The sequence below is a fragment of the Streptomyces sp. NPDC044719 genome (genome assembly GCF_056433405.1).
The window spans coordinates 129451-155953 of sequence record NZ_JBWKHE010000006.1; the positions used below are offsets into that span (position 1 = coordinate 129451).

Annotated in this window: 23 protein-coding genes; 12 read left to right on the top strand and 11 right to left on the bottom strand. The window is 72.5% G+C overall.

The window, feature by feature from the left end; all coding sequences use genetic code 11:
- Positions 1 to 36 precede the first annotated feature (36 nt).
- The 4 genes from AC07DF_RS24205 to manD are packed head-to-tail and all read right to left on the bottom strand — an operon-like array spanning position 37 to position 5117.
- On the bottom strand, positions 37 to 1095 hold the full coding sequence (locus AC07DF_RS24205; protein WP_478974982.1) for an L-idonate 5-dehydrogenase: 1059 nt from the start codon (positions 1093 to 1095) through the stop codon (positions 37 to 39).
- Positions 1092 to 2486, bottom strand: a complete 1395-nt coding sequence (locus tag AC07DF_RS24210) for an MFS transporter (RefSeq protein WP_478974985.1) — start codon at positions 2484 to 2486, stop codon at positions 1092 to 1094. The genes AC07DF_RS24205 and AC07DF_RS24210 overlap by 4 nt, the downstream gene beginning before the upstream one ends.
- Positions 2487 to 2529: 43 nt before the next feature.
- Complete coding sequence (locus AC07DF_RS24215; RefSeq protein WP_478974988.1) at positions 2530 to 3903, bottom strand: mannitol dehydrogenase family protein; 1374 nt, start codon at positions 3901 to 3903, stop codon at positions 2530 to 2532.
- A 5-nt stretch (positions 3904 to 3908) separates the two neighbouring features.
- Positions 3909 to 5117: a D-mannonate dehydratase ManD gene (gene manD / locus AC07DF_RS24220; RefSeq protein WP_478974991.1), complete on the bottom strand. Its 1209-nt coding sequence runs from the start codon at positions 5115 to 5117 to the stop codon at positions 3909 to 3911.
- Positions 5118 to 5210: 93 nt separating this feature from the next.
- Here manD and AC07DF_RS24225 point away from each other — a divergent pair, with 93 nt between their 5' ends.
- Positions 5211 to 5921 carry a GntR family transcriptional regulator gene (locus tag AC07DF_RS24225; protein ID WP_478974994.1) on the top strand — a complete coding sequence of 237 codons (711 nt, stop codon included), beginning with the start codon at positions 5211 to 5213 and terminating at the stop codon, positions 5919 to 5921.
- Positions 5922 to 6023: 102 nt separating this feature from the next.
- Here the strand turns inward: AC07DF_RS24225 and AC07DF_RS24230 are convergent, their stop codons facing one another.
- Positions 6024 to 7670 carry a M4 family metallopeptidase gene (locus tag AC07DF_RS24230; protein ID WP_478974997.1) on the bottom strand — a complete coding sequence of 549 codons (1647 nt, stop codon included), beginning with the start codon at positions 7668 to 7670 and terminating at the stop codon, positions 6024 to 6026.
- A gap of 139 nt (positions 7671 to 7809) precedes the next feature.
- Between AC07DF_RS24230 and AC07DF_RS24235 the strand changes: the two genes are divergently transcribed.
- Positions 7810 to 8220 carry a gamma-glutamylcyclotransferase family protein gene (locus AC07DF_RS24235; RefSeq protein WP_478975000.1) on the top strand — a complete coding sequence of 137 codons (411 nt, stop codon included), beginning with the start codon at positions 7810 to 7812 and terminating at the stop codon, positions 8218 to 8220.
- A 645-nt stretch (positions 8221 to 8865) separates the two neighbouring features.
- On the opposite strand, the gene AC07DF_RS24240 is transcribed toward AC07DF_RS24235, so the two are convergent.
- On the bottom strand, positions 8866 to 9483 hold the full coding sequence (locus AC07DF_RS24240; protein WP_478975003.1) for an NADPH-dependent FMN reductase: 618 nt from the start codon (positions 9481 to 9483) through the stop codon (positions 8866 to 8868).
- Between the two features lie 273 nt (positions 9484 to 9756).
- Here AC07DF_RS24240 and AC07DF_RS24245 point away from each other — a divergent pair, with 273 nt between their 5' ends.
- Positions 9757 to 10275, top strand: coding sequence for a hypothetical protein (locus AC07DF_RS24245; protein WP_478975006.1), 519 nt, complete (start codon positions 9757 to 9759; stop codon positions 10273 to 10275).
- 137 nt (positions 10276 to 10412) lie between these two features.
- Positions 10413 to 11117 (top strand): class F sortase, encoded by a 705-nt coding sequence (locus AC07DF_RS24250; protein WP_478975010.1) that lies wholly within the window; start codon positions 10413 to 10415, stop codon positions 11115 to 11117.
- Here the strand turns inward: AC07DF_RS24250 and AC07DF_RS24255 are convergent.
- On the bottom strand, positions 11055 to 11447 hold the full coding sequence (locus tag AC07DF_RS24255) for a winged helix-turn-helix transcriptional regulator (protein WP_478975013.1): 393 nt from the start codon (positions 11445 to 11447) through the stop codon (positions 11055 to 11057). The genes AC07DF_RS24250 and AC07DF_RS24255 overlap by 63 nt on opposite strands.
- 104 nt (positions 11448 to 11551) lie before the next feature.
- Between AC07DF_RS24255 and AC07DF_RS24260 the strand changes: the two genes are divergently transcribed.
- Positions 11552 to 12454 (top strand): NAD(P)-dependent oxidoreductase, encoded by a 903-nt coding sequence (locus AC07DF_RS24260; RefSeq protein WP_478975015.1) that lies wholly within the window; start codon positions 11552 to 11554, stop codon positions 12452 to 12454.
- Between the two features lie 207 nt (positions 12455 to 12661).
- Here AC07DF_RS24260 and AC07DF_RS24265 read toward each other — a convergent pair whose 3' ends face one another.
- Positions 12662 to 14041 (bottom strand): serine hydrolase domain-containing protein, encoded by a 1380-nt coding sequence (locus AC07DF_RS24265; RefSeq protein ID WP_478975018.1) that lies wholly within the window; start codon positions 14039 to 14041, stop codon positions 12662 to 12664.
- Between the two features lie 114 nt (positions 14042 to 14155).
- Here AC07DF_RS24265 and AC07DF_RS24270 point away from each other — a divergent pair, with 114 nt between their 5' ends.
- Entirely contained in the window at positions 14156 to 14851 is a 696-nt protein-coding gene (locus AC07DF_RS24270; RefSeq protein WP_478975021.1) for a TetR/AcrR family transcriptional regulator, read from the top strand.
- A gap of 228 nt (positions 14852 to 15079) precedes the next feature.
- Complete coding sequence (locus tag AC07DF_RS24275) at positions 15080 to 15832, top strand: YqjF family protein (protein WP_478975024.1); 753 nt, start codon at positions 15080 to 15082, stop codon at positions 15830 to 15832.
- A gap of 63 nt (positions 15833 to 15895) precedes the next feature.
- On the opposite strand, the gene AC07DF_RS24280 is transcribed toward AC07DF_RS24275, so the two are convergent.
- Positions 15896 to 16678 (bottom strand): sulfite exporter TauE/SafE family protein, encoded by a 783-nt coding sequence (locus AC07DF_RS24280; RefSeq protein ID WP_478975027.1) that lies wholly within the window; start codon positions 16676 to 16678, stop codon positions 15896 to 15898.
- A 161-nt stretch (positions 16679 to 16839) separates the two neighbouring features.
- Between AC07DF_RS24280 and AC07DF_RS24285 the strand changes: the two genes are divergently transcribed.
- The 4 genes from AC07DF_RS24285 to AC07DF_RS24300 all read left to right on the top strand — a co-directional run bounded on the left by AC07DF_RS24285 (position 16840) and on the right by AC07DF_RS24300 (position 22069).
- Complete coding sequence (locus AC07DF_RS24285; protein ID WP_478975030.1) at positions 16840 to 18057, top strand: NAD(P)/FAD-dependent oxidoreductase; 1218 nt, start codon at positions 16840 to 16842, stop codon at positions 18055 to 18057.
- A complete protein-coding gene (gene nirB, locus AC07DF_RS24290; protein WP_478975033.1) occupies positions 18057 to 20669 on the top strand; it encodes a nitrite reductase large subunit NirB in 2613 nt (870 codons plus the stop codon). The genes AC07DF_RS24285 and nirB overlap by 1 nt, the downstream gene beginning before the upstream one ends.
- Complete coding sequence (gene nirD, locus AC07DF_RS24295; RefSeq protein WP_478975036.1) at positions 20666 to 21016, top strand: nitrite reductase small subunit NirD; 351 nt, start codon at positions 20666 to 20668, stop codon at positions 21014 to 21016. Before nirB ends, nirD begins: the two co-directional genes overlap by 4 nt.
- A 114-nt stretch (positions 21017 to 21130) precedes the next feature.
- Positions 21131 to 22069 carry an SMP-30/gluconolactonase/LRE family protein gene (locus AC07DF_RS24300; protein ID WP_478975039.1) on the top strand — a complete coding sequence of 313 codons (939 nt, stop codon included), beginning with the start codon at positions 21131 to 21133 and terminating at the stop codon, positions 22067 to 22069.
- Here AC07DF_RS24300 and AC07DF_RS24305 read toward each other — a convergent pair.
- Complete coding sequence (locus AC07DF_RS24305; protein WP_478975042.1) at positions 22044 to 23387, bottom strand: helix-turn-helix domain-containing protein; 1344 nt, start codon at positions 23385 to 23387, stop codon at positions 22044 to 22046. The genes AC07DF_RS24300 and AC07DF_RS24305 overlap by 26 nt on opposite strands.
- Before the next feature lie 235 nt (positions 23388 to 23622).
- Here AC07DF_RS24305 and AC07DF_RS24310 point away from each other — a divergent pair, with 235 nt between their 5' ends.
- The gene (locus AC07DF_RS24310; RefSeq protein ID WP_478975045.1) at positions 23623 to 24051 is read left to right on the top strand and encodes a peptidase inhibitor family I36 protein; all 429 of its coding nucleotides are present in this window, start codon (positions 23623 to 23625) and stop codon (positions 24049 to 24051) included.
- 79 nt (positions 24052 to 24130) lie between these two features.
- Here AC07DF_RS24310 and AC07DF_RS24315 read toward each other — a convergent pair whose 3' ends face one another.
- Positions 24131 to 25870 carry a SulP family inorganic anion transporter gene (locus AC07DF_RS24315; protein WP_478975048.1) on the bottom strand — a complete coding sequence of 580 codons (1740 nt, stop codon included), beginning with the start codon at positions 25868 to 25870 and terminating at the stop codon, positions 24131 to 24133.
- Positions 25871 to 26503: the final 633 nt, after the last annotated feature.

Genomic DNA, 26503 nt, shown 5'->3' on the forward strand with positions numbered 1-26503 from the left:
TTCTCCTACGGGAACGGTGGGACTACAAGCGTGCTGTCAGAGGACGACCGGCGTTCCCCCGCCGAGCCGCAGCATCACCTTGCTGCTCGCGCTCGCCGGGTCCGCCGCGACCGTGAGGGCCCGCTCGGCCTGTTCCAGGGGGAAGCGGTGGCTGATGACGGGTGACACGTCCAGGCCGTCGCGCAGGGCGGTCAGGGCGTCGTCGATCTCGTCGACGAAACGGTAGGAGCCGATCCAGGTGATCTCCCGGGTGACCAGGTCGCCCAGGACGGCGGGCTCGGCCGTGCCCGGCAGGTTCCCGACCTGTACGACGGTGCCGCCCCGGGCCGCGGCCCGCAGCACCGCCCCCAGCGCGGCCGGTGCGCCGGACGCCTCGAAGACGACGTCGACGTCGTGCGGCAGTTCCTCGCCCCGGGAGACGTCGACCGTCGCGTCGGCGCCCATCCGACGGGCCACGGCGAGCGACGCTGAGGACAGGTCGGCGGCGCACACCGAGTCCGCGCCGCGGTACTTCGCGGCCGCGACGACCAGCGAGCCGATCGGACCGGCCCCGTTGACCAGGACCGTACGGCCACGCAGCGACGGCACCCGGCCCACGGCGTGCAGGGCGACCGCCAGCGGCTCCGCGAGGGCCCCCGACTCGGTGTCCACGCCCTCGGGCAGCGGCCGGACCTGGTCCGCGCGGACCGTACGGAACTCGCTGAACCCGCCGTCGGTGTGCGGGGTGAGGGCCGCCGAGCCGAAGTAGCGGACCCGCTCGTGGAGGTTGGTGCGCCCGGCGAGCCGCTCCGAGGGCTCGCCGACGAGCTGGGCGGGGTGGACGGTGACGGGCTGGCCCTCCGACAGGCCGGTCACCCCGGAGCCCAGCGCCGCGACCCGGCCGGCGAACTCGTGGCCGAGGACCAGCGGGTGGGCGAGGGCGGCGGTGCCGGAGGCGCCCTTCTTCCAGTACGCGACATCGGAGCCGCAGATGCCGCCCCACTCCAGGGCGAGCAGCACCTCGTCCCGCGCGGGCTCGGGCCGGGGCCGCTCGTCGATCCTGACGTCACCGGCGCCGTGCACGACGACGGCCTTCATGGCGGTGACAGCGGTCATGCGGCGTCCTCCAGGCGGACCAGGTCGCGTCCGCGCGTCTCGGGCGAGAGCAGCGCGCTGACGAGGGTGATGAGGGAGTAGACGACGAGCATCGCCGCGATGGGCCACCAGCTTCCGGTGGCGGCGGTGAGGCTCGCCGCCAGGACCGGCCCGATCGCGGTGGCGAGGACGCCGCCGATCTCCTTGGCCAGCGCGAGCTGGGTGAACCGGGTGCGGGAGCCGAAGAGTTCGGCCATGGTCACGCTCTCCAGCGCGAACAGCCCGAGGACGCCGAGGTTCAGGCCCAGGACCATGCCGAGCATCAGGGCGGGCGTGCTGCCCGAGGTGATCAGCATCATGAGCGGAAAGGCGGCGAGGGCCGTCAGCGAGGTGAGCGCCAGATACATCCGGCGGCGGCCGAAGCGGTCGCCGAGCATCCCGATGGCCGGCACCGTGAGGAAGCCCAGCAGCGACCCGTACACGATGGCGTCGGTGGGTACGGAGCGTTCGGCCGAGAGTTCGGTGGCGATGTAGCCGACGAGGAACGTCTGGATCAGCCCGGAGTTGCCGGCCTGCCCGAAGCGCAGCCCGAGCGCCAGGAAGAACGCCTTGCCCTTGCGCTGCTTCAGGCCCGCCTCCAGCAGCCCGGCGTCGTCGTCCGCCCCCTTCGTGACGGCCGTCTCCACCTCGCGCCGGCTCATCGCCACGCCGTCCACGACGTCGGGCCGCTCCTCGAAGACCGGGCTCTCCTTGAGGTTGCGCCGCAGCCACACCGCGAACAGCAGCAGTCCGAAGCTCAGCAGGAAGGGCAGCCGCCAGCCCCAGGACAGCAGCTGGTCCTCGCTGAGCACGGCGAGCAGCACCGCCCACAGCCCGGAGGCGGCCAGCGTCCCCGAGTTGGTGCCCAGCGACACCAGCGAGGCGACCAGACCGCGCCGTTTCACCGGGGCGTACTCGGCGAGCATCACCGTCGCGCCCGCGATCTCCGCGCCCGCTCCGAAGCCCTGGGCGAGTCGCAGGACGACGAGCAGGACGGGCGCCAGGATGCCTATGGTCGCGTAGGTGGGCAGGACGCCGATGAGGGTGGTCGAGGCGCCCATCAGCAGGATGGTGATCGTCAGGACCTTCTTGCGGCCGAGCCGGTCGCCCATTCTGCCGAAGTAGACCGCGCCGGCGAGCCGGGCGACGTAGCCGACGCCGTAGGTGGCCATCGCGGCGATGAGGCCGATGGCGGGGCTGACGTCCGGGAAGAAGATCTTGTTGAAGACGATCGCGGCTGCCAGCGAGTACAGCTGGAAGTCCATGAACTCCATGGCCGTGCCCAGCCAGCCCGACACGGCGGCCTTGGTCAGGTCACGGGTGGTGCGTCGCACGCCGCCGGCCTGCTCGGCCTTGGTCGTGGTGTCCTTCATCGTGAACTCCGTTGTTCGTGAGCGGGGACGATCCTGTGGGTGCCTAGAGGTCCACGTGTCCGGCACGCAGGGCGGGGAGATGCCGGACCACGGCGGTGACCAGCCCGGAGTCGCCGGCGAGGTCGGGCGCGCCGACGGTGGTGAGGAGCGCGCGGACGGCGGCCGTGTCGTCCGCGCCGGTGTGCCAGCAGGCGGCGAGGGCGTCCCGGGCGGGGTCCGGGATGTCGTGGTCCCGGGTGAGGTTCACCCAGCCCGCCAGGGCGAGTTCGAGGACCGGGGTGGCCGTACCGCGTTCGCGCAGGGCGCGCAGGGCCGGCAGCCAGCGTTCGGTGATCTTGAGCGAGCTGTCCGAGGCGATCTGCCGCAGCAGGTGGCGGACGGCCGGGTTGCGGAAGCGGGTGACCAGGTCGTCGGCGTACCGGGCGGGGTCCGGGCCGCCGTCCGGCAGCGTGGGCGCGACCTCGGCGCACAGGGACCTGACCAGCCGCTCGCCCCAGCCGTCGGCCATCGCGTCGGCGACGGTGGTGCGGCCCGCGGCGATCCCGAGGGCGGCCAGGGCCGAGTGCGCGCCGTTGAGCAGCCGCAGCTTGGTCAGCTGGTAGGGCGCGACATCGGGCACCAGGAGGGCGCCGTCCAGCTCCCACGGGGGACGCGGGGCCGTGAAGCGGTCCTGAAGGACCCACTGCCGATACGGTTCACCGCTCACGGGCAGGGCGTCGTGGACGCCCAGCGCGGCGGCCGTCGCCGTGCGGTCTTCCGCGGCGGTGGCGGGGACGATCCGGTCCACCACGGTGGCGGGGAAGGCCACATGCCGGTCGATCAGTTCCAGGGTCCGGTCCCGGTCCCGCCCGCCCGCCGCGTGCACGGCGTCCTGGATCGCGGTCCGCAGCACGGCGCCGTTGTCCGCCATGTTGTCGCAGGACACGACACTGACCGGGGCGGCACCGGAGCGCATCCGCGCGGCCAGCCCGGCGGCGAGGCGCCCGACGACCGTGTCCGGGCCTGCGGCCCGGTAGCCCTTCTCCGTGATCGTCAGCGTCACCACCGTCACCTCGGGGTCGGCGAGCAGGGCGTCGACGGCCGCCCCGTCCCGCCCGAGCGCGTACGCGCCGGTCAGCGCGCCGACGACCCGGCAGACGCCGTTCTCGGCGCGGCGCTCGGTCACCGAGTACAGGCAGTCCTGGGCGCGCAGGGCGTCGACGGTCGCCGTCGACCGGGGAGCGACGGCGGCGATGCCCCAGGGCTCGCCGGAGTGGGCGACGGCGTTCTCGGTGTAGACGGCCTGATGGGCCCGGTGGAAGGCGCCGATGCCGAAGTGGACGACGCGGGTGCGCAGTCCGGCGGGGTCGACGCGGGGGCGCGAGGCGGCCGGGAGGGCGCCGAGCGCGGCGCGGTTCAGCTGGTTCACGCGGTTCACGCCGCTCACCAGTCGTGCACCGAGCCGTCGAGGCGGCGGGCGACCGGGAGATAGCGCCGCTGGTAGGGGAAGCGTTCGGCGGCCTTCTCGTCGTACTCGACCCCGAGGCCCGGCTCGTCCGAGGGGTGCAGCATGCCGTCGGCGAAGGTGACGCCCGTGCGGAACACCTCGGCGGCCTCGTCGGGGTGGCCCATGTGCTCCTGGATGCCGAAATTGGGCACGGCGAGGTCGAGGTGCACGGCCGCGGCCATGCTGACCGGGGAGAGGTCGGTGGCGCCGTGCGAGCCGGTGCGTACGTGGTAGAGCGCGGCGAGGTCGAAGATCCGGCGCAGGTGGGTGATGCCGCCCGCGTGGACCACGGTGGTGCGCACGTAGTCGATGAGCTGCTCGGTGATCAGGTGCTGGACGTCCCAGATCGAGTTGAACACCTCGCCGACGGCGATCGGCGTCGTGGTGTGCTGCCGTATGAGCCGGAACGCCTCCTGGTTCTCGGCCGGGGTGGGGTCCTCCATCCAGAACAGCCGGCAGGCCTCGACGCTCTTGCCGAAGCGGGCCGCCTCGATCGGGGTCAGCCGGTGGTGCACGTCGTGCAGGAGGTGGAAGCCGAAGCCGAAGCGCTCCCGTACGGCCTCCAGGTAGGACGGCGCGAAGCCGAGGTAGGCCTCGGTGTCCCAGGGCTGCTCGTCGGGCAGATCGGTCGCGGCCGGTTCGTAGACCTTGCCCTTGCGGACGCCGTAGGTGCCGCCGACGTCCGGGACGGCCGCCTGGGCGCGTACCGCCTTGTAGCCGAGCTCCAGATAGCGCTCGACGTCGTCGAGGAGGGAGGGCACGTCCGTGCCGCTGGCGTGCGAGTAGACCAGGACGCCGTCCCGGGAGCGGCCGCCGAGCAGCTCGTACACGGGGAGCCCGGCGGTCTTGCCCTTGATGTCCCACAGGGCCGTGTCGACGGCGGCGATGGCGGTCATGGTGACCGGGCCGCGCCGCCAGTAGGCGCCCTTGTAGAGGTACTGCCAGGTGTCCTCGATGCGCGCCGGGTCGCGGCCGATCAGCAGCGGGGCGAGGTGGTCGCGCAGATAGCTCGCCACGGCCAGCTCGCGCCCGTTGAGCGTGGCGTCGCCGAGGCCGGTCACCCCGTCCGAGGTGGTGACGCGCAGGGTGACGAACGTGCGGCCCGGAGAGGCGACGAAGACCTCGACGCGCTCGATGGTGCTCACTGAGGGCTCTCCTTCCCTGTCGTGGAGTGCTTGTATACAAGCACCTGTCGCACAGGGGAGCAATACCCTCGCTTCGATACGTAGGATGTGCACATGGCCCAGACGAACCGGCGGACCAGCCGGCGCTCCATCTACCTGAAGCTGCGTCAGATGGTGCTGACCCTCGAACTCCCCCCGGGCGCCGCTCTGTCGGAGAACGAGCTGGCCGCGTCCCTGGGCGTGAGCCGGACGCCGGTGCGGGAGAGCCTGATCCTGCTGGCCCAGGACGGGCTGGTGCAGATCTTCCCCAAGATCGGCTCGTTCGTGTCCCGGGTGGACCCGGCGCAGGTCGCGGACGCGCAGTTCCTGCGGGAGGCCGTCGAACTGGCCTCGCTGGACGCCCTGCCGTCCGAGCTGGACGCGTCGGTCGTGGCGGAACTGCGGGACAACCTCGCACGTCAGCAGCGCACACCGCTGGGCCTGGAGGAGTTCTTCGAGCTGGACGAGGCCTTCCACCACGGCCTGATGAGGCTGGGCGGCCACGGCAACGTGTGGACCACGGTAGCCGCGGCCAAGGGCCACCTGGACCGGGCCCGCCGGCTGGGCCTGCACGAGAACGTCTCCCCCGCGGTCTTCGCCGACCAGCACCGGGAGATCTTCGACGCGGTCGTCAGCGGCGACCTCGCACTGGCCCGCGCGGCCATGCGTACGCACCTGCGCGCCGTCTTCAGCGACATCGAGCGCATCCGGGCGCACTCACCCGAGCTCTTCGCGACCGGCTCCTCGTCCGTGCCGGTGCGGCGCAACGTGGTGGTCTGGGAGTAAGCAGCGGAGCGGGACCCTCCCGGCACAGGCCTCGGTGGTGTCCGCACCCGAACTGCGGACACCACCGAGTGTTGTGAGGGGGCCGGGACCGTGAGGGGCGACTCAGCCCACGTTGACCGCGCCCCAGGCGGCGGCCACGGCCTTCTGCTCCGTGCTGCCGCTGCCGTAGAGGTCCTTCGCGGCGTTCAGGGTCGCCTTGCGGGCGGCCGCGTAGTCGGTCGAGGACGTCATGTAGACCGTCAGGGCGCGGTACCAGATCTTGCCCAGCTTGGCCTTGCCGATGCCCTTGACCGTGGTGCCGTCGCAGGTCGGGGAGGAGTGGCTGACGCCGTTGATCGTCTTGGCGCCGCTGCCCTCCGCGAGCAGGTAGGCGAAGTGGTTGCCGACACCCGAGGAGTAGTGCACGTCGAGGTCGGCGACCTTGTCGCTCCAGCAGTCGACGGACTTGCCGTCCTTCGACGGCTTGTCCATGCGGCGCAGGGCCTCCCGGCCGAGCCCGGAGCGGACGACCTTCTCGCCGATGAGCCAGTCACCGGGGTCCTTGGCGTTGCCGGCGTGGAACTCCACCAGCGTGCCGAAGATGTCCGAGGTGGCCTCGTTCAGCCCGCCGGACTCGCCCGAGTACGTCAGCGCCGCCGTCTTCGAGGTGACGCCGTGGGACATCTCGTGCCCGGCCACGTCCAGCGACACCAGCGGACCGAGCTGCTTGCCGTCGCCGTCGCCGTACGTCATGCAGAAGCAGTTGTCGTCCCAGAAGGCGTTGTTGTAGTTCTTGCCGTAGTGGACGCGGTTGAACGAGCCCTTGCCGTCGCCGGCTATGCCGCTGCGGCCGTGGACGTTCTTGTAGTAGTCCCAGGTGACGTCCGTGCCGTACTGCGCGTCCACCGCCACCGTGGCGCGGTCGGAGGTCGTGCCCGTGGCCCAGTGGTTGTCCGCGTCGGTGAAGAGCGTCGCGGGGGCGCGGGCCACGCAGACCGTCAGCAGGCACCGGTCCGTCTTGTTCTCCGCGTCGCCGGTGTACGTGCCGCCGCGTGTCGCGTCCTTCAGACCGTACGACGACCCGGACTTCGTCGTCTCCAGCGCAACCGTGCCGCCGTAGAGGGACTTGCCGTCGCCCGACACCGTCTCCATGGTGTCCCAGGCGTCTATTCGGTCACCGGTCGTCGCGTCGGTCAGCACCGTGCGCCCGACGGGGTTGCCGAGTCCGTCGTGCGCGACCGCGTCGGTCTGCCAGGCCAGCTTCGGGGCGCCGTGCAGGGCGTCGACGACCAGGCGCGGCTTGGCGGTCAGCTTCTTCAGGGTCTCGCCGAGGTGTGCGGCGCGCAGCAGGCTCGCGGCCAGGTCGGCGGCCTTCGGGGCGGTCACCTTGGGGGTGACGCTGGTTATGGAGAGCGCGGACTTCGTCGCGCGGTTCGCGCCGCGGTACGTGCCGTCCGGGTTCAGGTGGAGCACGAAGTCGCCGCCGAGGACCGGGAGTCGGTGGTAGGTGCGGTCGTAGCGGACGTGCTGGGTACCGTCCTCGTCGACGACCACGTCCCGGACCTTCGTCTCCTGGGCGGCTCCCAGGCCCAGTTCCGCGGCCCGGTCGGTGAGGACCGTCTCCGCGCTCTCGATCGCGTCGGACCGGGTCGGCCGTTCGTCCGCCTGGGCGGTGGGGGAAAGTACGGCGGCTACCAGGGCGCCGACGCCGGTGGCGGCCACGCCTGCGGTGGCGAGACGGGAACCTCGGACGGGACGTATCCGACTCATCGGTCTCCTCATACGGGCGCACCCGGTCGCGTGGGGTCGACCGGGGGCGGCGTTGATGTTGACCGCGAGTTAATTCGGCCCTGACCTGGCGTGTCCATAGGCCCGTTGTGCAGGTGTGTGAGGGTGCAGAATCGTTCCTGTGACCCTCCCTTTCTTCGTCTACGGAACGCTCCGCCCCGGCGAGGTCAACCACGACCTCTTCCTGCGGGGCCGCATCCGCTCCGAGGCCCCGGGACGGCTCGATGACGCGGTGCTGTACGCCGGCCCCGGCTACCCCTACGCCGTCGACGAACCAGGTGGCGGCACGGTGAACGGCGAGCTGATCACCGCGCTGCCGGACTCGTACGAGACACTGCTCGAGGAGCTGGACCGGCTGGAGGACTACGTACCGGGCGATCCGCGCAGCCTGTACGAGCGCGTCGAGCGCAAGGTCGTGCGGGCCGCGGACGGGGCGACGGTCCGGGCCTGGGTGTATGTCGCCGGCCCGGCTGTGGCCTCGCGGCTACGGGCCGGGGGGAGGCGGATTGCGGGTGGGGATTGGCGGGGGTGAGGAGTGCGCGCGGGCGCCGGGGCGGGTGCACTCCCTCGGTCAGTAGCTGAGCGCGCGGAACGGGGCGCCCAGATGCGAGGGCGCCTGGCGGGTCGTGACCGCAGCGCCCGGGGTCATTAGCGGGCCGACGCAGGCGGCGTCGGCCCGGCGGGCCGCACACGGGTACGGGCACCAGGACGGGCCGAGACCCGCGATGCCCCCGGCCGGCAGGAAGACGGACGCATGCAGCGCAGGCACCGAAACGCGTCCCCGACACGCCACCCGAGGCCCGTAGCGACACACGCAGCCCGCTCAGGCCAGACCCGGAGCGCGGGCGGACCCCGAGGGCGGCCGGAAGCATGGCTCGCTCCTCAGCGGCAGGGCGGACGCCGATGGCTGGACAGCGGTCTGCCGGACAGTCGGCTGCCAGTCTGCCGGTCCGCAGGACAGTCGCCCAGCCGGTCCGCCGGTCTGCTGGTCCGCCGGCCGGTCGCCCAGCCGGTCCGCCGGTCAGACCGACGGTTTGTCGCCCTGCCGGTCAGCAGGTCCGCAGGTCCGCAGGTCCGCAGGTCCGCAGGACAGTCGCCCAGCCGGTCCGCTGGTCAGCCGGACAGTCGCCCAGCCGGCCTGCCGGACCGACGGACCGCCGGCCTGCCGGACCGCCGGTCAGCCCCCGTACGGTCGGGTCTTCCTCGCGTCCCGCAACGCCTCGCCCCACCACACCAGTTGGTCCAGCATGGTCTTCGCCGCGGCGTCCGGGGCCGTGGGGTCGAGCAGGGTTCCCTCGTCGTCGAAGGACGCGCCCGCGTTGTGGAAGGAGACGGTGTCGCGGACCGTCACGGCGTGGAGTTCGGCGAAGACCTGGCGGAGGTGCTCCACCGCGCGCAGGCCGCCGGACAGTCCGCCGTAGGAGACGAGGGCGACCGGCTTGGCCCGCCACTCGGCGAAGTGCCAGTCGACGAGGTTCTTCAGGCCGGCCGGGTAGGAGTGGTTGTACTCGGGGGTGAGGACGACGAAGGCGTCCGCGCGGGCCAGTTTCGGGGTGATGCCGGAGAGGGCGGCGGTCGCCCCGGGGGTCGGTTCGAAGGACATCGGCAGCTCGGCCTCGGCGACGTCCACGACCTCGGCGACCAGGTCGTCCCGGTCCCGGAGATGATCGAGGAGCCAGTCGGCCACGACGGGACCGAAGCGGCCGTGGCGGTTGCTGCCGACGACGAGGGTCACCTGGAGGGGCTCGGTCGCGGAACGGACGGCGGTGGGTGCGTGCGTAACGGCTGAGTTCATACGGCACAGCCTCATACCTCAACCTTTGTTGAGGTCAAGCCCGGATGCACTCCCTGACCGGGTCACCCGTTCACACGCGCTGCTCAGGCTTTTCCGGCCCCCGCACGCGGCAGCACCCTTGACCTGCCGAAATACCCTCCGGCGGGCCGTCGGGTCCAGCACCCCCGACACCCATTCACCCCAATTCTGACGCCCCCTCAGAAAGCGCGGCCGCCGCGCTGCCCGTTACCTCGGAAGGGCAGGTGCACGAACGAACCGCTCGAAGGAGCACCGATGCGACGTACCGCCCGGCCGCTGGCCGGCACCGCGCTCGCCGTCGCCGCCGCGGCCCTCGCCGCCGCTCCCGCGTACGGCGCCGCCGGCGGTCTGGAGGTCTCCCCCTCCTCGGTGGTCCCGGGCGGGCAGGTCACCGTGCGCACGGCGGCCTGCGGCGACGGCGGCACGGCGACGGGTGACGCCAGCGCGGTCGGGGCCGGTTCCCTCAGCCTGGCACCGGGCCCGGACGACCAGGACGCGACCGGCCGGTTCAGGGTGCCGCCGAGCGCGCAGCCGGGGACGTACGAGATCACCGCGACGTGCACCGGCAGCGGCCGGGTGGTCACGGGGGACCTGGTGGTCACGCTGACGTCCGTGCGCCAGCAGGTACATCCCAGGGGGAGTGTGAAGACGGGGGTCGGCGGCGCCCTGGGCCCCGATCCCGTGCAGACCGCGGCCGGTGTGGCGGCCCTCGCCGTCGCCGCCGCGGGCGGTACCTGGCTCCTGCATCGCCGGGCGAGAGGCGACGGGATCTGACGGACACCCTCCGCTGTCCGTCGCCGGTACCGCATGTCCCCTCCCCCTCCGGGTCCGACGCCCCTCGCGGCCCGGAGGGGGGTACGGGGCCCGCAGGGCTCCTGGAACGCAGAGGGCAGATCAGGAAAGGGCCGGCCATGCGCAGATTCCCCAGGTACGGCAGCACGTTCGGCAATCCGGCCAACGCCGCCATGGCGGCCGTCACGCTGTTCGCCCTGTGCTCCGGCGCTTGGCTGCTGCGCAACGGCGCCGAGACACACGCCCCGCCCGAGCCGTCCCTCACACAGGCCCGCACGGGTCAGGACGGGCAGGACAGCCAGGACGGGCAGGAACTCCGGCCCGGCCAGGCCGGCCGGGCCGGTGAGCGGCATGCCGCGCCAGCGCTGCCGCCGTCGCCGCCGGATCGCATCCGCATCCCGGCGATCCGCGTGAACGCGCCCCTGACCGGGCTCGGTCTGACGAAGACCGGCAGCCTGGCCGCGCCGCCCGCCGAGCGCGGGAATCTCGCCGGCTGGTACGAGGCCGGCACCACCCCCGGCGAGCGGGGCACCGCGATCGTCGCCGGCCATGTCGACAACGCCGACGGCCCCGCCGTCTTCTACGGCCTGGGCGCCCTGACCAAGGGCAGCACGATCGAGGTGGACCGGCGCGACGGCACGGTAGCCGTGTTCACCGTGGACGCCGTCGAGGCGTACGCCGCGAAGGACTTCCCCGACGAGAGGGTCTACGGCCCCGCCCGCCGCCCCGAGCTGCGGGTCATCACCTGCGGCGGCGGCTACTCACGGGCCACCGGCTATCAGGGCAACGTGGTCGTCTTCGCGCACCTGACCGGGAGCCGGTGACCCTCCCAGGATGTTGGCCCTCCCCCAGGCTCCGAGAGGTTCCAAGGCCTCGTTCAGGGACAGGCCCCGCGGCGTCAGTGAGTACTCCACGCGGGGCGGCACCTCGTCGTACGCCTCGCGGTGCACCAGGCCGTCGGCCTCCATCTCCCGCAGCTGCGAGGCGAGCACCTTCTCGGTGACGCCCGGCAGCTCCCGGCGCAGCTCGCCGAAGCGGCAGGGCCGCTCGTTCAGCGCCCAGAGGATGAGCACCTTCCACTTGCCGCCGATCACGTCCATCGCCGCGTCGATCCCGCAGATGTACGCACCCGGCCGCCGCCCCGTCGTCCCCATGCCCCAGCCCCTTCCCCTGCTGCCTGCACGCTTGCCCCCAGGTAACCACCCACTTCGAAGTACGTACTTGAGCAGGCCGTTCCCTTCGGACGACTCTAAACGCCATGACTGACAACGCCGTTGCTTCCCGCCCACCCCTCACCCTCCTCGGCGCCGGCGCGATGGGCACCGCCCTCGCCCGCGCCTGGCTCGCCGCCGGTCACCCGGTGACCGTCTGGAACCGCACCCCGGCCCGCGCCGAGGCCCTGGCCGCCGAGGGCGCGGCCGTGGCCGCGAGTGCCGCCGAGGCGGTGGCCGCGAACCGCCTGGTGATCGCCTGCCTGCTCGACGACGCCTCCGTGGGCGAAGCCCTGGAAGGGGCCGATCTGGCGGGACGCGACCTGGTGAACCTCACGACCGGAACGCCCACCGAGGGCCGCACCCGCGCCGCCTGGGCCGACGCCCGGGGCGCCCGTTTCCTGGACGGCGGGATCATGGCCGTACCGCCGATGGTGGGGCAGCCGGAAGCAGGCGGCTACGTCTTCTACAGCGGCTCCCCCGAGCTGTTCGAGGAGCACCGCGACACCCTGGCCGTCCCGGTCGGCACCCGCTATGTCGGAGCCGACCCGGGCTTCGCCGCGCTGCACGACGTGGCGCTGCTGAGCGCCATGAGCGGCATGTTCGCGGGCGTCACACACGCCTTCGCGCTGATCCGCCCGGAGGACATCGCGCCGAAGGACTTCGCGCCGCTGCTCATGGACTGGCTGACCGCGATGGCCCCGGCCGTGCACCAGACCGCCGACCAGTTGGAGAGCGGCGACTACACCAGGAACGTCGTCTCCAACCTCGCGATGCAGGTCAAGGGCAACGCCACCTTGCTGCGCACGGCCGAGGAGCAGCGCGTCAGCCCTGAGCTGCTGACCCCGTACATGGCCCTGATGGAGCGCCGCCTCGCCCTGGGGCACGGCGACGAGGACGGCACGGGGATCGTCGAGCTGCTGGCGCAGGGGGGCGCGGCCTCCTCGTAGCGGGTGGCGACGCCTCACCCTGCTCCGGGCGGTGACGCACCGCCAGGGGACCGGCCGGGTTCGCCCGACCGCCGCGCCGCCCCGACGGTCCGACGGTCCGCGTCGGCCGAGCGACGACCTGCCTCAGAAGGCTGCCGCGGCCGCACGGACACGGCTGGTTCGCGATGGCGACAGGGTCGGCCGTCCGGTCCCGCCCCTGCCGGCGGCTCAGGACGCCCCCGGCACCACCCGCTTGAAAAGCCGCCCCGCGAGGTCGATACCCGTGACCGTGCCGTCCTCGTCGCGGGAGAAGTAGCCGCGCTGCCCCTTGAGGCCGCCTTCGGTGACGATGTACTCGTCACCGTCGCCGGGGAGGAAGCCGATGTCCGCGGCCGGGTAGTCCGGCGGCATCTCCTGGTCCGACGCCTCGCGGATCTCCGGCTTGATGCCGACCGCCAGGGTGAGACGGGTGCCGTCGGTGGCGAGGTCGAGGTTCATGGCGTCGATCTCGTAGCGGCCGGCGACCCGCCGGGCCCGTCCCTCCTCGTACGGGACCGGCTCCACCGGCTTCTCGACGACGCCGAGGTAGTGCTCGAGCGCCCACCGCACGACGGACTGGTTGAAGGGGTAGCCGTCCGGGCCGACGTTGGACAGGGAGACCACCGCGAAGTCACGCTCGGGCACGATGAGCAGCTCGGCGAAGTGGCCGTTGCCCGAGCCGCCGTGGCCGATGCCGTGCAGGCCGTCGAAGTCGTGCACGAACCAGCAGATGCCGAAGCCGTCGCCGAGCGTGCTGCCGCGCAGGGCGACCGTCTGCTCCCGCATGCGACGCAGTTCCGCGCCGGGCAGTACGCCGTCGCCGTCGCCGAGCTGGAAGCGCACCCAGCGGAGCAGGTCGCTCACCGAGGAGGCGAGGCCGCCGCCCGGGTTGTCGGCGCGGGCGCCCTCCTTGAAGGCTCCCCAGGGGCGGGCCGCTCGCAGTTCTCCGTCGTCGCCGCGGTTGTAGCCCACGGCGTACTTGCGGACCATCACCTCCGACAGCCCGTACACGGTGTCCGTCAGGCCCACCGGCTCCAGGAGGAGCGAGTCCATGGCCTGCTCGAAGGGCAGGCCCGTGACCTTCTCGACGACGCGGCCGGCCAGGTTGTAGCCGGCCTGGCTGTACGAGGCCCGGGTCCCGGGCGGTGCGATCAGCGGCAGCGCGGGCAGCTTCCGCACGAGCCCGGCCAGGGAGCGGTCGCCCTCACCGTCGTCGATCAGGTTCCAGTCGAGGCCCGCGGTGTGATTGAGCAGGTTGAGGACGGTGATCCGTTCCCCGGCCTGCTCGTCGGCCAGCCGCAGTTCGGGCACGTAACGCCGCACCGGAGCGTCCAGGTCCACCTTCCCCTCGGCGACCAGGCGCATCAGGGCGGTCGCCGTGAAGGTCTTGGACACCGACGCCAGCGGGAACAGCGTCTTCTCGTCGACCGGCAGCGGGTTGCCGACGCTGGTCACGCCGTGCGAGGCGTAGTGCTCCCGGCCGTCCAGGAGCACCCCGACGGCGACACCTGGAACACCGAACTCCATGGCCTGCGTGGCGACGAAATCCGACAGTTTCTCCTGCGACATGGCTCCCCCTCCGGGCACTTGAACTAAGTACGAGTGAGAGCGTAGGCCAGCACTTGAACAAAGTGCAAGCCTCTTCGCGACACTCATGAACTAAGTGCAAGTACAGTGACGGTCATGCCGCGAGACACACTCACCGCAGACCGGATCGTTCAGGCGGCCATCGAGCTGCTCGACGAAGAGGGGCTGGACGGCCTCAACATGCGGAGCCTGGCGAAACGGCTCGGCTCGGCCGCCACGGCCGTCTACTGGCACATCAAGACCAAGGACGACCTGGTCCGGCTCGCCAGCGACACGGTCTGGCACGAGGTCGAACTGCCCGACCTCGACGCCACCGACTGGCGCACAGCCGCCACCGCCCAGGCCGACGGCATGCACGCGATGCTCACCCGGCACCCCTGGCTGGTCCAGGCGTTCAGCAGCCATCTCCTGTACGGCCCCGGCCAGGCCCGGTACAACGACCTCAGCCTGGCCGTCTACGAGAAGGCGGGCTTCGCCGCCGACGACGCGGATCGGGCGGCCGGCTCCGTGTTCACCTTCGTGCTCGGCAGCACGCTCGGCCCGGCCGCCCAGGTCTCACTGAACCGCCGGCTGGGCAGGAACGGCGCGGACGCCGAGCGACTGCTGGCCGACGCCGTGGCACGCGCCACCGAGACCGCCCAGCAGTTCCCGCACCTGCGCGAGCGCCTCGGCACCAAGGCCGCGGTGGAGTACGCCGCGGCGCCCGACAGCACCTTCGAGTTCGGGCTGCGGTCCCTCCTCGACGGCTTCGAGGCCCGCCTCGCCGCCGATCGCGCCGGTCGACGCGAGTGACGCCCGCCCCCGGTCCCCTGTGCCGGGTCCCAGGGGGTGATCCGCGAGGCTGAGGGGGCGAAGCGACCCAGCCGTTCCGGGCCGCGCAGCCCGATGACAGGGCGACCCGGGGCGCAGGCCGGTGCGCATCATGCGCCGCTCACAGCCGTGCGCACCGCACAAGACCCGAGTCCCAGCGCACGAGGGAAAGCGGACCGCCCCTCCCGAGGCCTCTGCCACGCTGGAAGGGTGCAGAAGCCGACCTCCGTCACCCCCGACGCGCCCGCCGCCGTGTCCGCCCCGCTCCTCACCCAGCAGTGGCTCGACCTCGCCTTCATCCACTGGGCCGTCGATCCGGACGCCGTGGCGCCACACCTGCCGGGCGGCACCGTTCCCGATACGCACGACGGGGTCACCTACGTAGGGCTCGTCGCCTTCCGGATGCACCGGGTCGGCTGGCTGCGGCTGCCAGGAGTCCCGTATCTCGGGACGTTTCCGGAGACCAACGTGCGCCTGTACTCGGTGGACGCCGACGGGCGGCGCGGAGTCGTCTTCCGGTCGATGGACGCCTCCCGGCTGATACCGGTTGTGATGGGGCGTGTCGGCTTCCGGCTGCCGTACCTGTGGTCCCGGATGACCGTCCGCCGTGCCGGGGACACCATCACCTACACCAGCTCCCGCCGCTGGCCCGGCCCCCGCGGCGCCTACAGCCGCATCACCGTACGAACCGGTGAACGCATCGAAGAACCCACCGAGCTGGAGCACTTCCTCACCGCCCGCTGGGGCATGCACAACGCGTTCTTCGGCGGAACGGGCTACCTGCCCAACCACCACCCCCGCTGGCCCCTGTACCGCGCCGACCTGATCACGTGCGACGAGAACCTGATCGCGGCATCCGGCCTCCCCACGCCGAACGGCGCCCCGGCCAGCGTGCTGTACTCCCCCGGCGTCCCCGTCCGCCTCGGCCGTCCGGCGCGCCCCGCGGGAATCCCCACGCCGTGAAGGGCCGTACTCCGGCCGTTCGCCCGCTTGCGGAGAGTCAGCGAGGTGATTCTCCGCATACCCTCAGGCCAGCCACTGCTCGTACGCCAGGTTCCCCACCAGGGCGAACACCACCGTCAGCAGCACGACACGGACGAAGCCGCTGCCCTTCTTCAGGGCGGTGTGGGCGCCCAGGGTGCCGCCCGCCAGGTTGAAGACGGCCATCAGGGCGGCCAGTTGCCACAGGACCGCGCCCTGCCAGGCGAAGGTGGCGAGGGCGCCCGCGTTGGTGCAGCAGTTGACGATCTTGGCGGTCGCGGAGGCGGCGACGAGGTCGAGGTGGAGGACCGCGGTCAGGGCGAGGACCAGGAAGGTGCCGGTGCCGGGGCCAATGAGACCGTCGTAGAAGCCGATGCCGAGGCCCGCGAGGCCGATCGCCGCGAGGATCTGGCGGCGGGTGGCCGGGCCGGTCGCGGGGGCCGTGCCGAAGGCCGGCCGCAGGATCACGAAGGCCGCGACACCGAGCAGCACCACCATGATCACCGGCTTGAGGACGTCGGCGCTCATCCCGGCCGCGAAGAAGGCCCCGGCGGAGGAGCCGGCGAGGGCGGCGAGACCGATGCGGACCGCTGTCCTCACGTCCACCGGCGCCTTGCGGGCGTACGTCACCGCCGCGCCCGTCGTGCCGACGATGGCGACCGCCTTGTTGGTGCCGAGCGCGTGCGCGGCGGGCGTGTGCGAGGGCAGGCCCAGGAGCAGCACCGGCAACAGGAGCAGCCCGCCGCCGCCGACCACGGCGTCGATCCATCCGGCGGCGAGCGCCGCCAGGCACAGCAGAACGATCATGGTCAGCGATATGTCGGGCATGATCGAGACCCTATGCGAGGCCCGTGCCCGCCCCTCACAGCCCGCCCTCGCCGCAGTTCAGGAACCCTCACATCCGCCCCCCGCCCCCGCTGAGGGCAGCGTTCCCCGTGGGAAACAGACGTGATGCTGCCGGGTAACACCGGCACCGCACGCTCAAGGACATGACCTCGAATGAGCGTGTGGTGGTGATCGGCACCGGCCTCGCGGGCGTACGGCTCGCCCGGCGGCTCGGTGAGCTCGGCACGCCCGCGCTGCTGATCGGCGAGGAGGAGCACCGGCCCTACAACCGGGTGCTGCTCGCCGAGGTACTGGCCGGACGGTACAGCCCCGAGGTGATCGCCCTGCCGGCGCCCGCGGAGCTGACCCGCGGCCGGGTCACCGGCATCGACCGTGACGCGCGCACCGTCGCGTGCGCGGACGGTTCGGTGATCGCATACGACCGGCTGGTGCTGGCCACCGGCTCCAACCCCGTACTGCCGCCGCTGCGCGGGCTGTTCACCGAGAACCACCAACTGCCCGAGGGCGTGCACGCCTTCCGGACCATGGACGACTGCCTGGGCCTTTCCAAGGCGGTCCGGCCGGGAGCGAAGGCCGTCGTCATCGGCGGCGGGCTCCTCGGGGTCTCCGCGGCCCGCGCGCTCGCCCTGCGCGGCGCCCAGGTCGTGCTCGCCCAGCAGTCCGAGCGGCTCATGGAGCGCCAGCTCGACCCGGCCGCCTCGAAACTCGTCAAGCGGCACCTGACCGAACTGGGCGTCGAGGTGCACACCGAGTGCCGCGTACGGGACGTGCGCTGCGTCGGCGGTGCCGTCCGCTCGGTGGAGATGGCCGACGGGTACGCGCTCGACGCCGACCTGGTGGTCGTCGCCTGCGGTGTGCACCCGCGGGTGGGCCTCGCGCAGGCCGCCGGGCTCGACGTCCGCAAGGGCGTCGTCGTCGACGACGAGCTGCGCACCTCCGACCCGTACATCCACGCGATCGGCGACTGCGCCCAGCACGACGGCGTGCTCTACGGCCTCGCCACCCCGGCGCTCGAACAGGCCGACGCGCTCGCCGAGTTGCTGGCCGGTGACGCGACCACCCGCTACACCGGCACGCGTTCGCTGACCCGGCTCACGCTCACGGGGCAGGACAGCCCCTTCGACCTCGCCGCGTTCGGCGAGACCGAGGCACTCCCGGGCGACGACGTCGTCCAGCTCGCCGACGCCACCCGCGGCACCTACCGCAAGGTCGTCGTCCGCGACGACCGCCTGGTCGGCGGGGTCCTCGTCGGCGAACTCGGCACCGTCGGCGCGCTCGCCCGCGCCTGGGAGGGAGCAGAGCCGCTCCCCTCCGACGGCGGCCCGCTGCTCCACCTGCTCACCAACGATGGAGGCTCCTGATGACCGCCACCCCGGAGGCCACGGAGGCCACCCCCACGATCGTGCTCGTCGGCCACGGCATGGTCGGCCAGCGCTTCCTCGAAGCGCTCGCCGAGCGCGGCCTGACCGCCACGCACCGCGTGGTCGTGCTCTGCGAGGAGCCGCGCCCGGCGTACGACCGCGTGCAGCTCACCTCGTACTTCGCGGGCAGGACGCCCGAGGACCTGTCCATGACGGACATGGAGTTCATCAAGGACCACGGCATCGAGCTGCACGTCGGCGACCCGGCCGAGACGGTCGACCGGGAGGCCCGCAGGGTCACCGCCCGCTCCGGTCTCGTCGTCGACTACGACGTGCTGGTCCTGGCCACCGGCTCCTACCCGTTCGTGCCGCCGGTCCCGGGCAAGGACGCCGAGGGCTGTTTCGTCTACCGCACGATCGAGGACCTGCTCGCGATCGAGGAGTACGCGAAGAACGCCCAGGTGGGTGCCGTGGTCGGCGGCGGTCTGCTCGGGCTCGAGGCGGCCGGTGCCCTCAAGGGTCTCGGACTGACCTCCCACATCGTCGAGTTCGCGCCGCGCCTGATGCCGGTGCAGGTCGACGAGGGCGGCGGCGCGGCCCTGCTGCGCACCATCGAGGAGATGGGCCTGAGCGTCCACACCGGCGTGGGCACACAGGAGGTCGTGGTCGGCGAGGACGGCGCCGTGACCGGCATGAAGCTGTCCGACGGCTCCGAACTCGCCACCGACCTGGTGGTGTTCTCCGCCGGTGTCCGCCCCCGCGACCAGCTGGCCCGCGACTGCGGTCTGACGGTCGGCGAGCGCGGCGGCATCACGGTCGACGAGCAGTGCCGCACCGTGAACGACCCGCACGTGTTCGCGATCGGCGAGTGCGCCCTGGCCTCCGACGGCCGGGTGTACGGCCTGGTGGCGCCCGGTTACGAGCAGGCGGAGACGGCGGCGGCCACCATCGCCGCCGACGAGGCCTCCTTCACCGGCGCCGACCTGTCCACCAAGCTGAAGCTGCTCGGCGTGGACGTGGCGTCCTTCGGTGACGCGCACGGCACCGCCGAGGACTGCCTGGACGTCGTCTACTCCGACTCCCGCTCCGGCCTGTACAAGAAGCTGGTCATCGGCCGCGACGGCACGCTGCTCGGCGGCATCCTGGTCGGCGACGCCGAGGCGTACGGCACGCTGAAGGCGTTCACCGGCTCGGTCCCGCCGGTCTCCCCCGAGTCGCTCGTGCTGCCCGCGGGCGCCGGGGAGTCCGTCCAGCTCGGCCCGTCCGCGCTGCCGGACGAGGCGATCGTCTGCTCCTGCCACAACGTCTCCAAGGGCACGATCCGCGGCGCGGTCACCGACCACCAGTGCACGACCGTGCCCGAGGTGAAGAAGTGCACCAAGGCCGGCACCGGCTGCGGCTCCTGCGTCAAGGTCCTCGGCCAGCTCGTCAACGCCGAGCTGGAGGCCAGTGGCATCGAGGTCGACAAGGGCCTGTGCGGCTGCTTCGGGCAGACCCGCGAGGAGCTCTACGAGATCGTCCACGCCCTGCGCATCAACACCTACCAGGACCTGCTGGACCGCCATGGCCGCGAGGAGGCCCGGGGCGGTGACGGCTGCGAGATCTGCAAGCCGGCCGTCGGCTCGATCATCGCCTCGCTCGCCCCGGCGATCGGCGCGAGCGGCTACGTCCTGGACGGCGAGCAGGCCTCCCTCCAGGACACCAACGACCACTTCCTGGCCAACCTGCAGAAGAACGGCTCCTACTCGGTCGTCCCGCGCATCCCCGGCGGCGAGATCGCCCCGGAGAAGCTGATCGTGATCGGCGAGATCGCCCGCGACTTCGGCCTCTACACGAAGATCACCGGCGGTCAGCGGATCGACATGTTCGGCGCCCGCGTCGAGCAGCTCCCGCTGATCTGGGCCCGCCTGGTCGACGCCGGCTTCGAGTCCGGCCACGCCTACGGCAAGTCGCTGCGCACGGTGAAGTCCTGCGTCGGGCAGACCTGGTGCCGCTACGGCGTCCAGGACTCCGTCCGCATGGCGATCGACCTGGAGCTGCGCTACCGGGGTCTGCGCTCCCCGCACAAGCTGAAGTCTGCGGTCTCCGGCTGCCAGCGCGAGTGCGCCGAGGCCCAGTCGAAGGACTTCGGCGTGATCGCCACCGCCAACGGCTGGAACCTCTACGTCGGCGGCAACGGCGGCGCGACCCCGCGCCACGCGGACCTGCTCGCGCAGGACCTGTCGGACGCCGAACTGGTCCGCCTGATCGACCGGTTCCTGATGTTCTACATCCGCACGGCCGACCGTCTGGAGCGCACCTCGACCTGGCTGGAGCGGATCCCGGGCGGCCTCGACCACGTGAAGGACGTCGTCGTCCACGACTCGCTCGGCATCTGCGACGAGCTGGAGAAGCTGATGCAGGCGCACGTCGCGCACTACCGCGACGAGTGGGCCGAGACCATCAACGACCCCGAGAAGCTCGCCCGGTTCGTGTCCTTCGTGAACGCCCCGGACACCCCGGACCCGGTCGTCGCCTTCGTGCCCGAGCGCGACCAAATGAAGCCCGACCTGCCGCTGCTGTCCATCGGCATGCGACCCGCCGACGTACTGGAAGGAAGCGCCCAGCGATGACCCTGGCACTGGAGACCACCGACCTCAAGGTCGAACTCGCCCTGGACGACGACTGGTTCACGGTCTGCGACCTGAGCACGCTGCTCCCGGGCCGCGGGGTGGCGGCCCTGCTGCCGGACGGCCGGCAGGCCGCGATCTTCCGCGACCGCTCCGGCGAACTGTTCGCCATCGACAACCGCGACCCCTTCACCGGCGCGGCCGTCCTCTCCCGCGGCCTGACCGGCACCCACCAGGGCCGTCCGTTCGTGGCCTCGCCGCTGCTGAAGCAGCGCTTCGACCTGGCGTCCGGGCAGTGCCTGGACGACGAGGAGGTGCGTGTGACGGCGTACAAGGTGCGCACGGCGTAGGAGCGCCGGGCTTCTGTCGGGTTCCTGTCGAGTTCGCCGATCGGGAGCGGTGCACGGGGTGCTTCGCGTTTCATCGAGGCACACCCCCACCTTCCCTCCCACGGAGGCGCGATCATGACCCGGAACCACTTCAAGCCGTCCCGGCGGTCCGTCCTCGGCGGGGCCGTCGCCGCGCTCGCGGCCGCCGGCACGGGTACGGCCCAGGCCTCGCCCGGGGCCTCGGCCTGGCCGAGCGAGTTCCCGCTGCCCGACGGGTGGCTCCCCGAGGGGATCACCACAGGCAGCAGGCCGTACGCGTACATGGGTTCCCGTGCCGACGGCTCGATCTACCGCACCGACCTGCGTACCGGCGAGGGCGGCGTTCTCCACCGGGGCGCCACCGGTCTCGCCTCGATCGGTCTGAAGCTGGACCGCGACGGCCTGCTGTACGTGGCGGGCGGCGCCGGAGGGACCGCGAAAATCGTCGACGCGCGCAGCGGTGAGCTGCTGACCACCTACCAGCTCACCCGGAACGCCGCGCCCTTCATCAACGACGTCGTCCTGCACCGGGACCGCGCCTGGTTCACCGACTCCCGGGACGCCGTCCTCCACGGCGTCCCGCGCGGCCGCGAGGGCGAGGTCCGCGCCCTCCCGCTCACCGGCGAGTGGGTGCAGGCACCGGCCGGGACCAACAGCGCCAACGGCCTGGTCGCCGCCCCCGACGGACGCGGCCTGATCGTCGTCAACGCGGGCCGGTTGTACACCGTCGACCTCAGGAACGGTCACGCCACCGAGGTCGCGCTGTCGGGCGCGACCGATGTGACGGGCGGCGACGGCCTGGTCCGCCTCGGCCGCACCCTGTACGTCGTCCAGAACCGGCTGAACAAGATCACCGTCTGGGACCTCGACCGGAACGCCACCACGGCCACCCTGCGCAGGACGATCACCGACCCCCGCTTCGACGTCCCCACGACCGCCGCCCGCTTCGGCGACCGCCTCTACCTCGTCAACGCCCGTTTCACCAGCCCGCAGACGCCGGAGACGACGTTCAACGCGGTGTCGGTGTCGCTTTGAGGGGTGTGGCTCCGGCAGCCCGTGCGCAGTGCGGCCAGTCGCCGAAGTCACGGTCCCGGCTCCACAGCCGTCTGGCCGCCTGGATGTTCCACTCCGGGTCAAGGGCCTGACGCGGGGTACCGCCCAGTTCGCGCAGCCGGGCGTCGGAGATCTGGAACAGGCCCCAGTTCCGGGTGCCGTTGGTGTTGGGCAGGATGTGCAGCGGGTCCAGGAAGGACTGGCAGTCGGCGATGGCCACCGCCTTGTCCGGAACCTCCGGGAACACCTCCCGGACCCGCTGCCGCACCTTCTCCTGCGACCACACGCTCATCCGGACCCGTGAGGCGTACAGCGCCTTCTTGGTGGGTTCCTCGACGACGCCGTTGGGCTGGATCCCGGCCAGCACCTGGAAGGCGGTGACACGGCGCAGGGTCTGCGGCCCGAAGCTGCCGTCGACGCCGATGTCCGCGCCCTTGGCGTGCAGCAGGCGCTGCACCTCCCGTACGCACTCGTCGTGCTCGCCCATGGCGATCACGGGTGGGCAGTTGGCCGAGAACAACGGCCGGTCGTCACCGGAGCCGCGCCCGCCACCGCCGCTGCCGGACGGTGTCCGGGCGCCGCCGTACAGCGCCCAGGCGGAGACGCTGAGGGCCGCGAGGATCGCGGCGGTGACGACGGAGGTGCGGAGGCGGCGCCGGCGTGTGCGGTCGGTGGGCCGGGGCGCGGGGGCCGGTTCTGGGCCGGGGTCTCCGGCGGTGTCACGGGGCGGTCGAGGGTCGGGGTCTCCGGCGGTGCCACGGACCGGTCCAGGGGCAGGCTCCCCGGCAGTGTCACGGGCCGGTCCAGGGGCAGGCTCCCCGGCGGTGCCACGGACCGGTCCGGGGGCGGGCTCCCCGGCGGTGCCACGGACCGGTCCAGGGGCAGGCGCCCCGGCAGTGTCACGGGCCGGTCCAGGGGCGGGATCCCCAACAGTGTCGCGGGCCGGTTCGCCTTCCTTCTCGCCCTCGGCTTCCGGTTGGGTCTCTTCTTCTTCCGCTTCCTGTCCTGTGTCCTGCTCCGCCCGCTCTTCCTCCGCACCGGCCGCCGCGGTTCTCGCCGCGTCCGCCAGGGCCCACAGGCGGTGCAGGGTGCGGAGTTCCTCCGGGGTCGCGCCGCAGACCGTGGCCAGCCGGTGGACGCTGCCGTAGTCCTGGGGCACCGATGTGCCACGGCAGTAGCGGTGCAGTGTCGAACCCGCCAGGCCGGACTTCCTGGCGAGTGCCTCGTAACTCATCCCGGACCGGCTCTTCAGCGCGCGCAGCTGCGCGGCGAACCGTTCCGTTTCCGGGCATACGGACATCGGGTTCCCCCCTCGGATACCCCCACGGACGCTGGTCGGGCGTCTCGGACCGCCACTGTGCCACCAACGGCGTCCCATGGCCGTCCCAACGGTTCCGGAACGCGCCAGTTGACCGGCGTCCCACCCGTCCCGGCATCCCAGCCGCCCCCGCCGCCCTTGCCCGGCGGCGTCGTGCCTTGCCAGCGTCGGGCCGTCCGAACGACCGGCCCTCCGACCCCTCGAGGAGACCAGGCTCATGCGCCTTTCCGTCCGCAGGAACTCCCGCACCACACCGCTGTTCGCGGTCCTCGCCGTCAGCGCCGCGGCGATCACCACGCTGGCCGTGCCGTCCTCCGCTTCGGCCGCCCCGGCCGCTCCCGCGGCGGTGGACTGTGCGAGTGGGCACATCTGTTTCTGGACCGGCGCCAACTTCACCGGCAGCAAGTGCGCGTGGGACGTGGCCGACCCCGACTGGCAGAGCGGCGCCGTCAGGTGTTCCTGGGCCGCCACGACCAACGTGAAGTCGGTGTGGAACGCCGGCACCAGCAGCTCCACCGGTGTCGCCTACTACCGGGGCGCCAACTACAGCGACCGGGTCGGCTGCACCCGGCAGCAGCACGGCGGCAACCTGGCCGGTACGTACAAGGTCCGCTCGCACCGGTGGATCAGCGGCAGCTGCGGCTGACGCACCCGGGGATCCGCACGCGGTGGCGTGCACGCCTGCTCCGGCGTGCACGCCACCGCGGCTTGTCCCGCGCGGGGCTTCAGCCCAGCAGGGACGAGCGGGACTGCTCCTCCGGCAGAGGCCGCGTGTCGAGGTAGAACCACTCGGCGTCGGCGGTGGGCCAGGGCGACGGCTCCCCCGCTTCGGCCGGCTCCTCCCCCATGGCTGCGACCGGGCGCCTGGGCAGCGGCGCCGTGGCCGGGGCTTCCCCGGCGGACGCGGCGGACGCGGCGGTGCGGGAACCGGCCGCCTCGGACTGCTTGGCCTCCCCGGGCATCAGCAGTTCCACCCGGATCCCCAGTCCGCGCTGCTGGGCGGTGAACTCCTCGACCTGGTTGCGGCAGGCATGGTCGAGGTGGGTCACGCCGGTCAGGTCGAGCCGGATCCGCGGCTTTCCGGACGCGGCGGCCGCCTCCAGCGCCTCGATCACCTTCGGCAGGCGCAGGAACGTGGCGTTGCCCGCCATCACGACCTTGGCCGTGTCCTCCTCCAGGTGCTGGCGGATCACGGTCTGCGACATGCGCAGCGCGGCCAGCACGATCCCCGCGGCGACGCCGAACAGCACGCCCTCCAGCAGCGCGGTCGCCACGATGACCAGCGTGGTCAGCGTCATCACCGCGAACTCGCCCCGGTCCTGCCGCCACATCTTCGGGAACTCGGCGGGCGCGAACAGCTTCCAGCCGCTGTGCACGAGGACACCGGCGAGCACGGAGATCGGGATCAGCGCGAGCACCTGCGGCAGCAGCAGCGCGAACGCGAGCAGCCACAGGCCGTGCAGGGTGCGGGAGAGCCGGGTCTTGGCCCCGGCCTGGACGTTCGCCGAACTGCGGGCCACGACCGCGGTGATCGGGAGTGCGCCGAGGATGCCCGCGACGGTGTTGCCGACGCCCTGGGCGACCAGCTCGGTGTTGTAGCGGGTGCGCGGGCCGCTGTGCATCCGGTCCACGGCGGCGGCCGTGAACAGGCTCTCGGCGGACGCGATGACCGTGAAGGTGAGGATGGCGGTGATGATCGCCCCGTCGGTGAGCGCGCCGAACTGCTCCGCTCCCGGGAGGCTCACGGACGCGAGCAGGTTGCCCACCTGAAGCGTCTTCACGTCCACGCCGGGCAGCGCGGCGACGAGCATGCCGATGCCCACGGCGACCAGCGCGGCCGGGATCTTCCCCGCCGGGCCGGGCACCTTCTTCCACACGAAGCTGAGCACGATCGTGACGATGCCGAGCAGGGTGGCGATCATCGCCTGCGGGTCGGTCAGGATGCCGGCCAGCAGCCCGGGGATCCCGGCCATGTTCTCGAGCGCGGTGCCGGGGGCCTTGGCGTCGGCCATCGGGTAGGCCTGGCTGAACATCAGCGGCACGCCGATGCCGGCCAGCATGCCCTGGACGACGGCGACCGAGGTGGCCTGGAACATCCGGCCCAGTTTCACCAGGCCCAGGACGATCTGCAGCAGGCCGGCGAAGAGCACGATCACGCCGAGCATGGCCACGCCGACGTCGGCGACGGTGTCCGCCACGAGCGCGGCGAGCCCGGCGGCCGGTCCGCTGACCTGGAGCGTACTGCCCTTGACCGCGCCGACGACCAGGCCGCCGATCACCCCGGAGATGATCCCGAGCTCGGCCGGGACCCCCGAGGCGACGGCCACACCGATGCACAGCGGCAGTGCGACGAGGAAGACGACGAGCGAGGCGGTGATGTCGGTGACGAGATCCTGTCTGCCCCCGGCCTTGGCGCCCTTCCCCTGCGCGCCACCCGTCACCTTGCGGACGAGCCCGCCCAGCACACCTTCGCCGCCCGGCCCTGCCGGGCCTGCGGCAGAGCCGGCTCCTGCCCGACCTCCGCCAGGACCGCCCTTTGCCATGCCTACGGCAGGGCCGCTCCCTGCCCGGCCTCCGGCAGCTCCACCCACCGTCGGGCCTCCCCCGAAGCCACCCCCCGGCCACCCCCCGGCCGCCCCTCCCGACGGCCCGCCCATCGCACCGGCCCGCCAGTCCGCGTCACCCCCCGACCGCCAATCGCCCCCACCCTCGGACCGACCGCCCGCCCCCCAGTCCGCGAGGACGTCCGAAGACCCGCCCGGCCCCCAACTCCCCGTACCCTCCCCGGGGCTCCCCGGCCCCCAGGCCGCATCGCCCGACCGCCAGTCGCCCCCACCGTCCGAACGACCGCCTGCCCTCCAGTCGTCAACGGCCTCCGCGGCTCCCACCGACCGCCAACTCCCCGTGCCCTCCCCGGGACCACTGGCCCCCCAGTCCGCAGCAGCCCCCGCCGCCGGACCGCTCGCTCCCCGGCTGGTCCCGCCCTCCGAACGACCACCGGCCCCCCAATCCGCAACGGCCTCCGCGGCTCCCGCCGACCCCCAACTCCCCGTGCCCTCCCCGGGACCACTGGCTCCCCAGCCCTCAGCGCCCCCCAC

What these genes read in the sequence shown, in the direction of transcription:
- nirB (WP_478975033.1), top strand. Translation starts at nt 18,057, where the DNA reads ATGACCGCCACCCCGGAGGCCACGGAGGCCACCCCCACGATCGTGCTC.
- AC07DF_RS24310 (WP_478975045.1), top strand. Translation starts at nt 23,623, where the DNA reads ATGCGCCTTTCCGTCCGCAGGAACTCCCGCACCACACCGCTGTTCGCG.
- nirD (WP_478975036.1), top strand. Translation starts at nt 20,666, where the DNA reads ATGACCCTGGCACTGGAGACCACCGACCTCAAGGTCGAACTCGCCCTG.
- AC07DF_RS24285 (WP_478975030.1), top strand. Translation starts at nt 16,840, where the DNA reads ATGACCTCGAATGAGCGTGTGGTGGTGATCGGCACCGGCCTCGCGGGC.
- AC07DF_RS24300 (WP_478975039.1), top strand. Translation starts at nt 21,131, where the DNA reads ATGACCCGGAACCACTTCAAGCCGTCCCGGCGGTCCGTCCTCGGCGGG.
- AC07DF_RS24230 (WP_478974997.1), bottom strand. Translation starts at nt 7,670, where the DNA reads ATGAGTCGGATACGTCCCGTCCGAGGTTCCCGTCTCGCCACCGCAGGC.
- AC07DF_RS24245 (WP_478975006.1), top strand. Translation starts at nt 9,757, where the DNA reads ATGCGACGTACCGCCCGGCCGCTGGCCGGCACCGCGCTCGCCGTCGCC.
- AC07DF_RS24205 (WP_478974982.1), bottom strand. Translation starts at nt 1,095, where the DNA reads ATGACCGCTGTCACCGCCATGAAGGCCGTCGTCGTGCACGGCGCCGGT.
- AC07DF_RS24305 (WP_478975042.1), bottom strand. Translation starts at nt 23,387, where the DNA reads ATGTCCGTATGCCCGGAAACGGAACGGTTCGCCGCGCAGCTGCGCGCG.
- AC07DF_RS24260 (WP_478975015.1), top strand. Translation starts at nt 11,552, where the DNA reads ATGACTGACAACGCCGTTGCTTCCCGCCCACCCCTCACCCTCCTCGGC.
- AC07DF_RS24280 (WP_478975027.1), bottom strand. Translation starts at nt 16,678, where the DNA reads ATGCCCGACATATCGCTGACCATGATCGTTCTGCTGTGCCTGGCGGCG.
- AC07DF_RS24210 (WP_478974985.1), bottom strand. Translation starts at nt 2,486, where the DNA reads ATGAAGGACACCACGACCAAGGCCGAGCAGGCCGGCGGCGTGCGACGC.
- AC07DF_RS24250 (WP_478975010.1), top strand. Translation starts at nt 10,413, where the DNA reads ATGCGCAGATTCCCCAGGTACGGCAGCACGTTCGGCAATCCGGCCAAC.
- AC07DF_RS24255 (WP_478975013.1), bottom strand. Translation starts at nt 11,447, where the DNA reads ATGGGGACGACGGGGCGGCGGCCGGGTGCGTACATCTGCGGGATCGAC.
- AC07DF_RS24240 (WP_478975003.1), bottom strand. Translation starts at nt 9,483, where the DNA reads ATGAACTCAGCCGTTACGCACGCACCCACCGCCGTCCGTTCCGCGACC.
- AC07DF_RS24265 (WP_478975018.1), bottom strand. Translation starts at nt 14,041, where the DNA reads ATGTCGCAGGAGAAACTGTCGGATTTCGTCGCCACGCAGGCCATGGAG.
- AC07DF_RS24225 (WP_478974994.1), top strand. Translation starts at nt 5,211, where the DNA reads ATGGCCCAGACGAACCGGCGGACCAGCCGGCGCTCCATCTACCTGAAG.
- AC07DF_RS24270 (WP_478975021.1), top strand. Translation starts at nt 14,156, where the DNA reads ATGCCGCGAGACACACTCACCGCAGACCGGATCGTTCAGGCGGCCATC.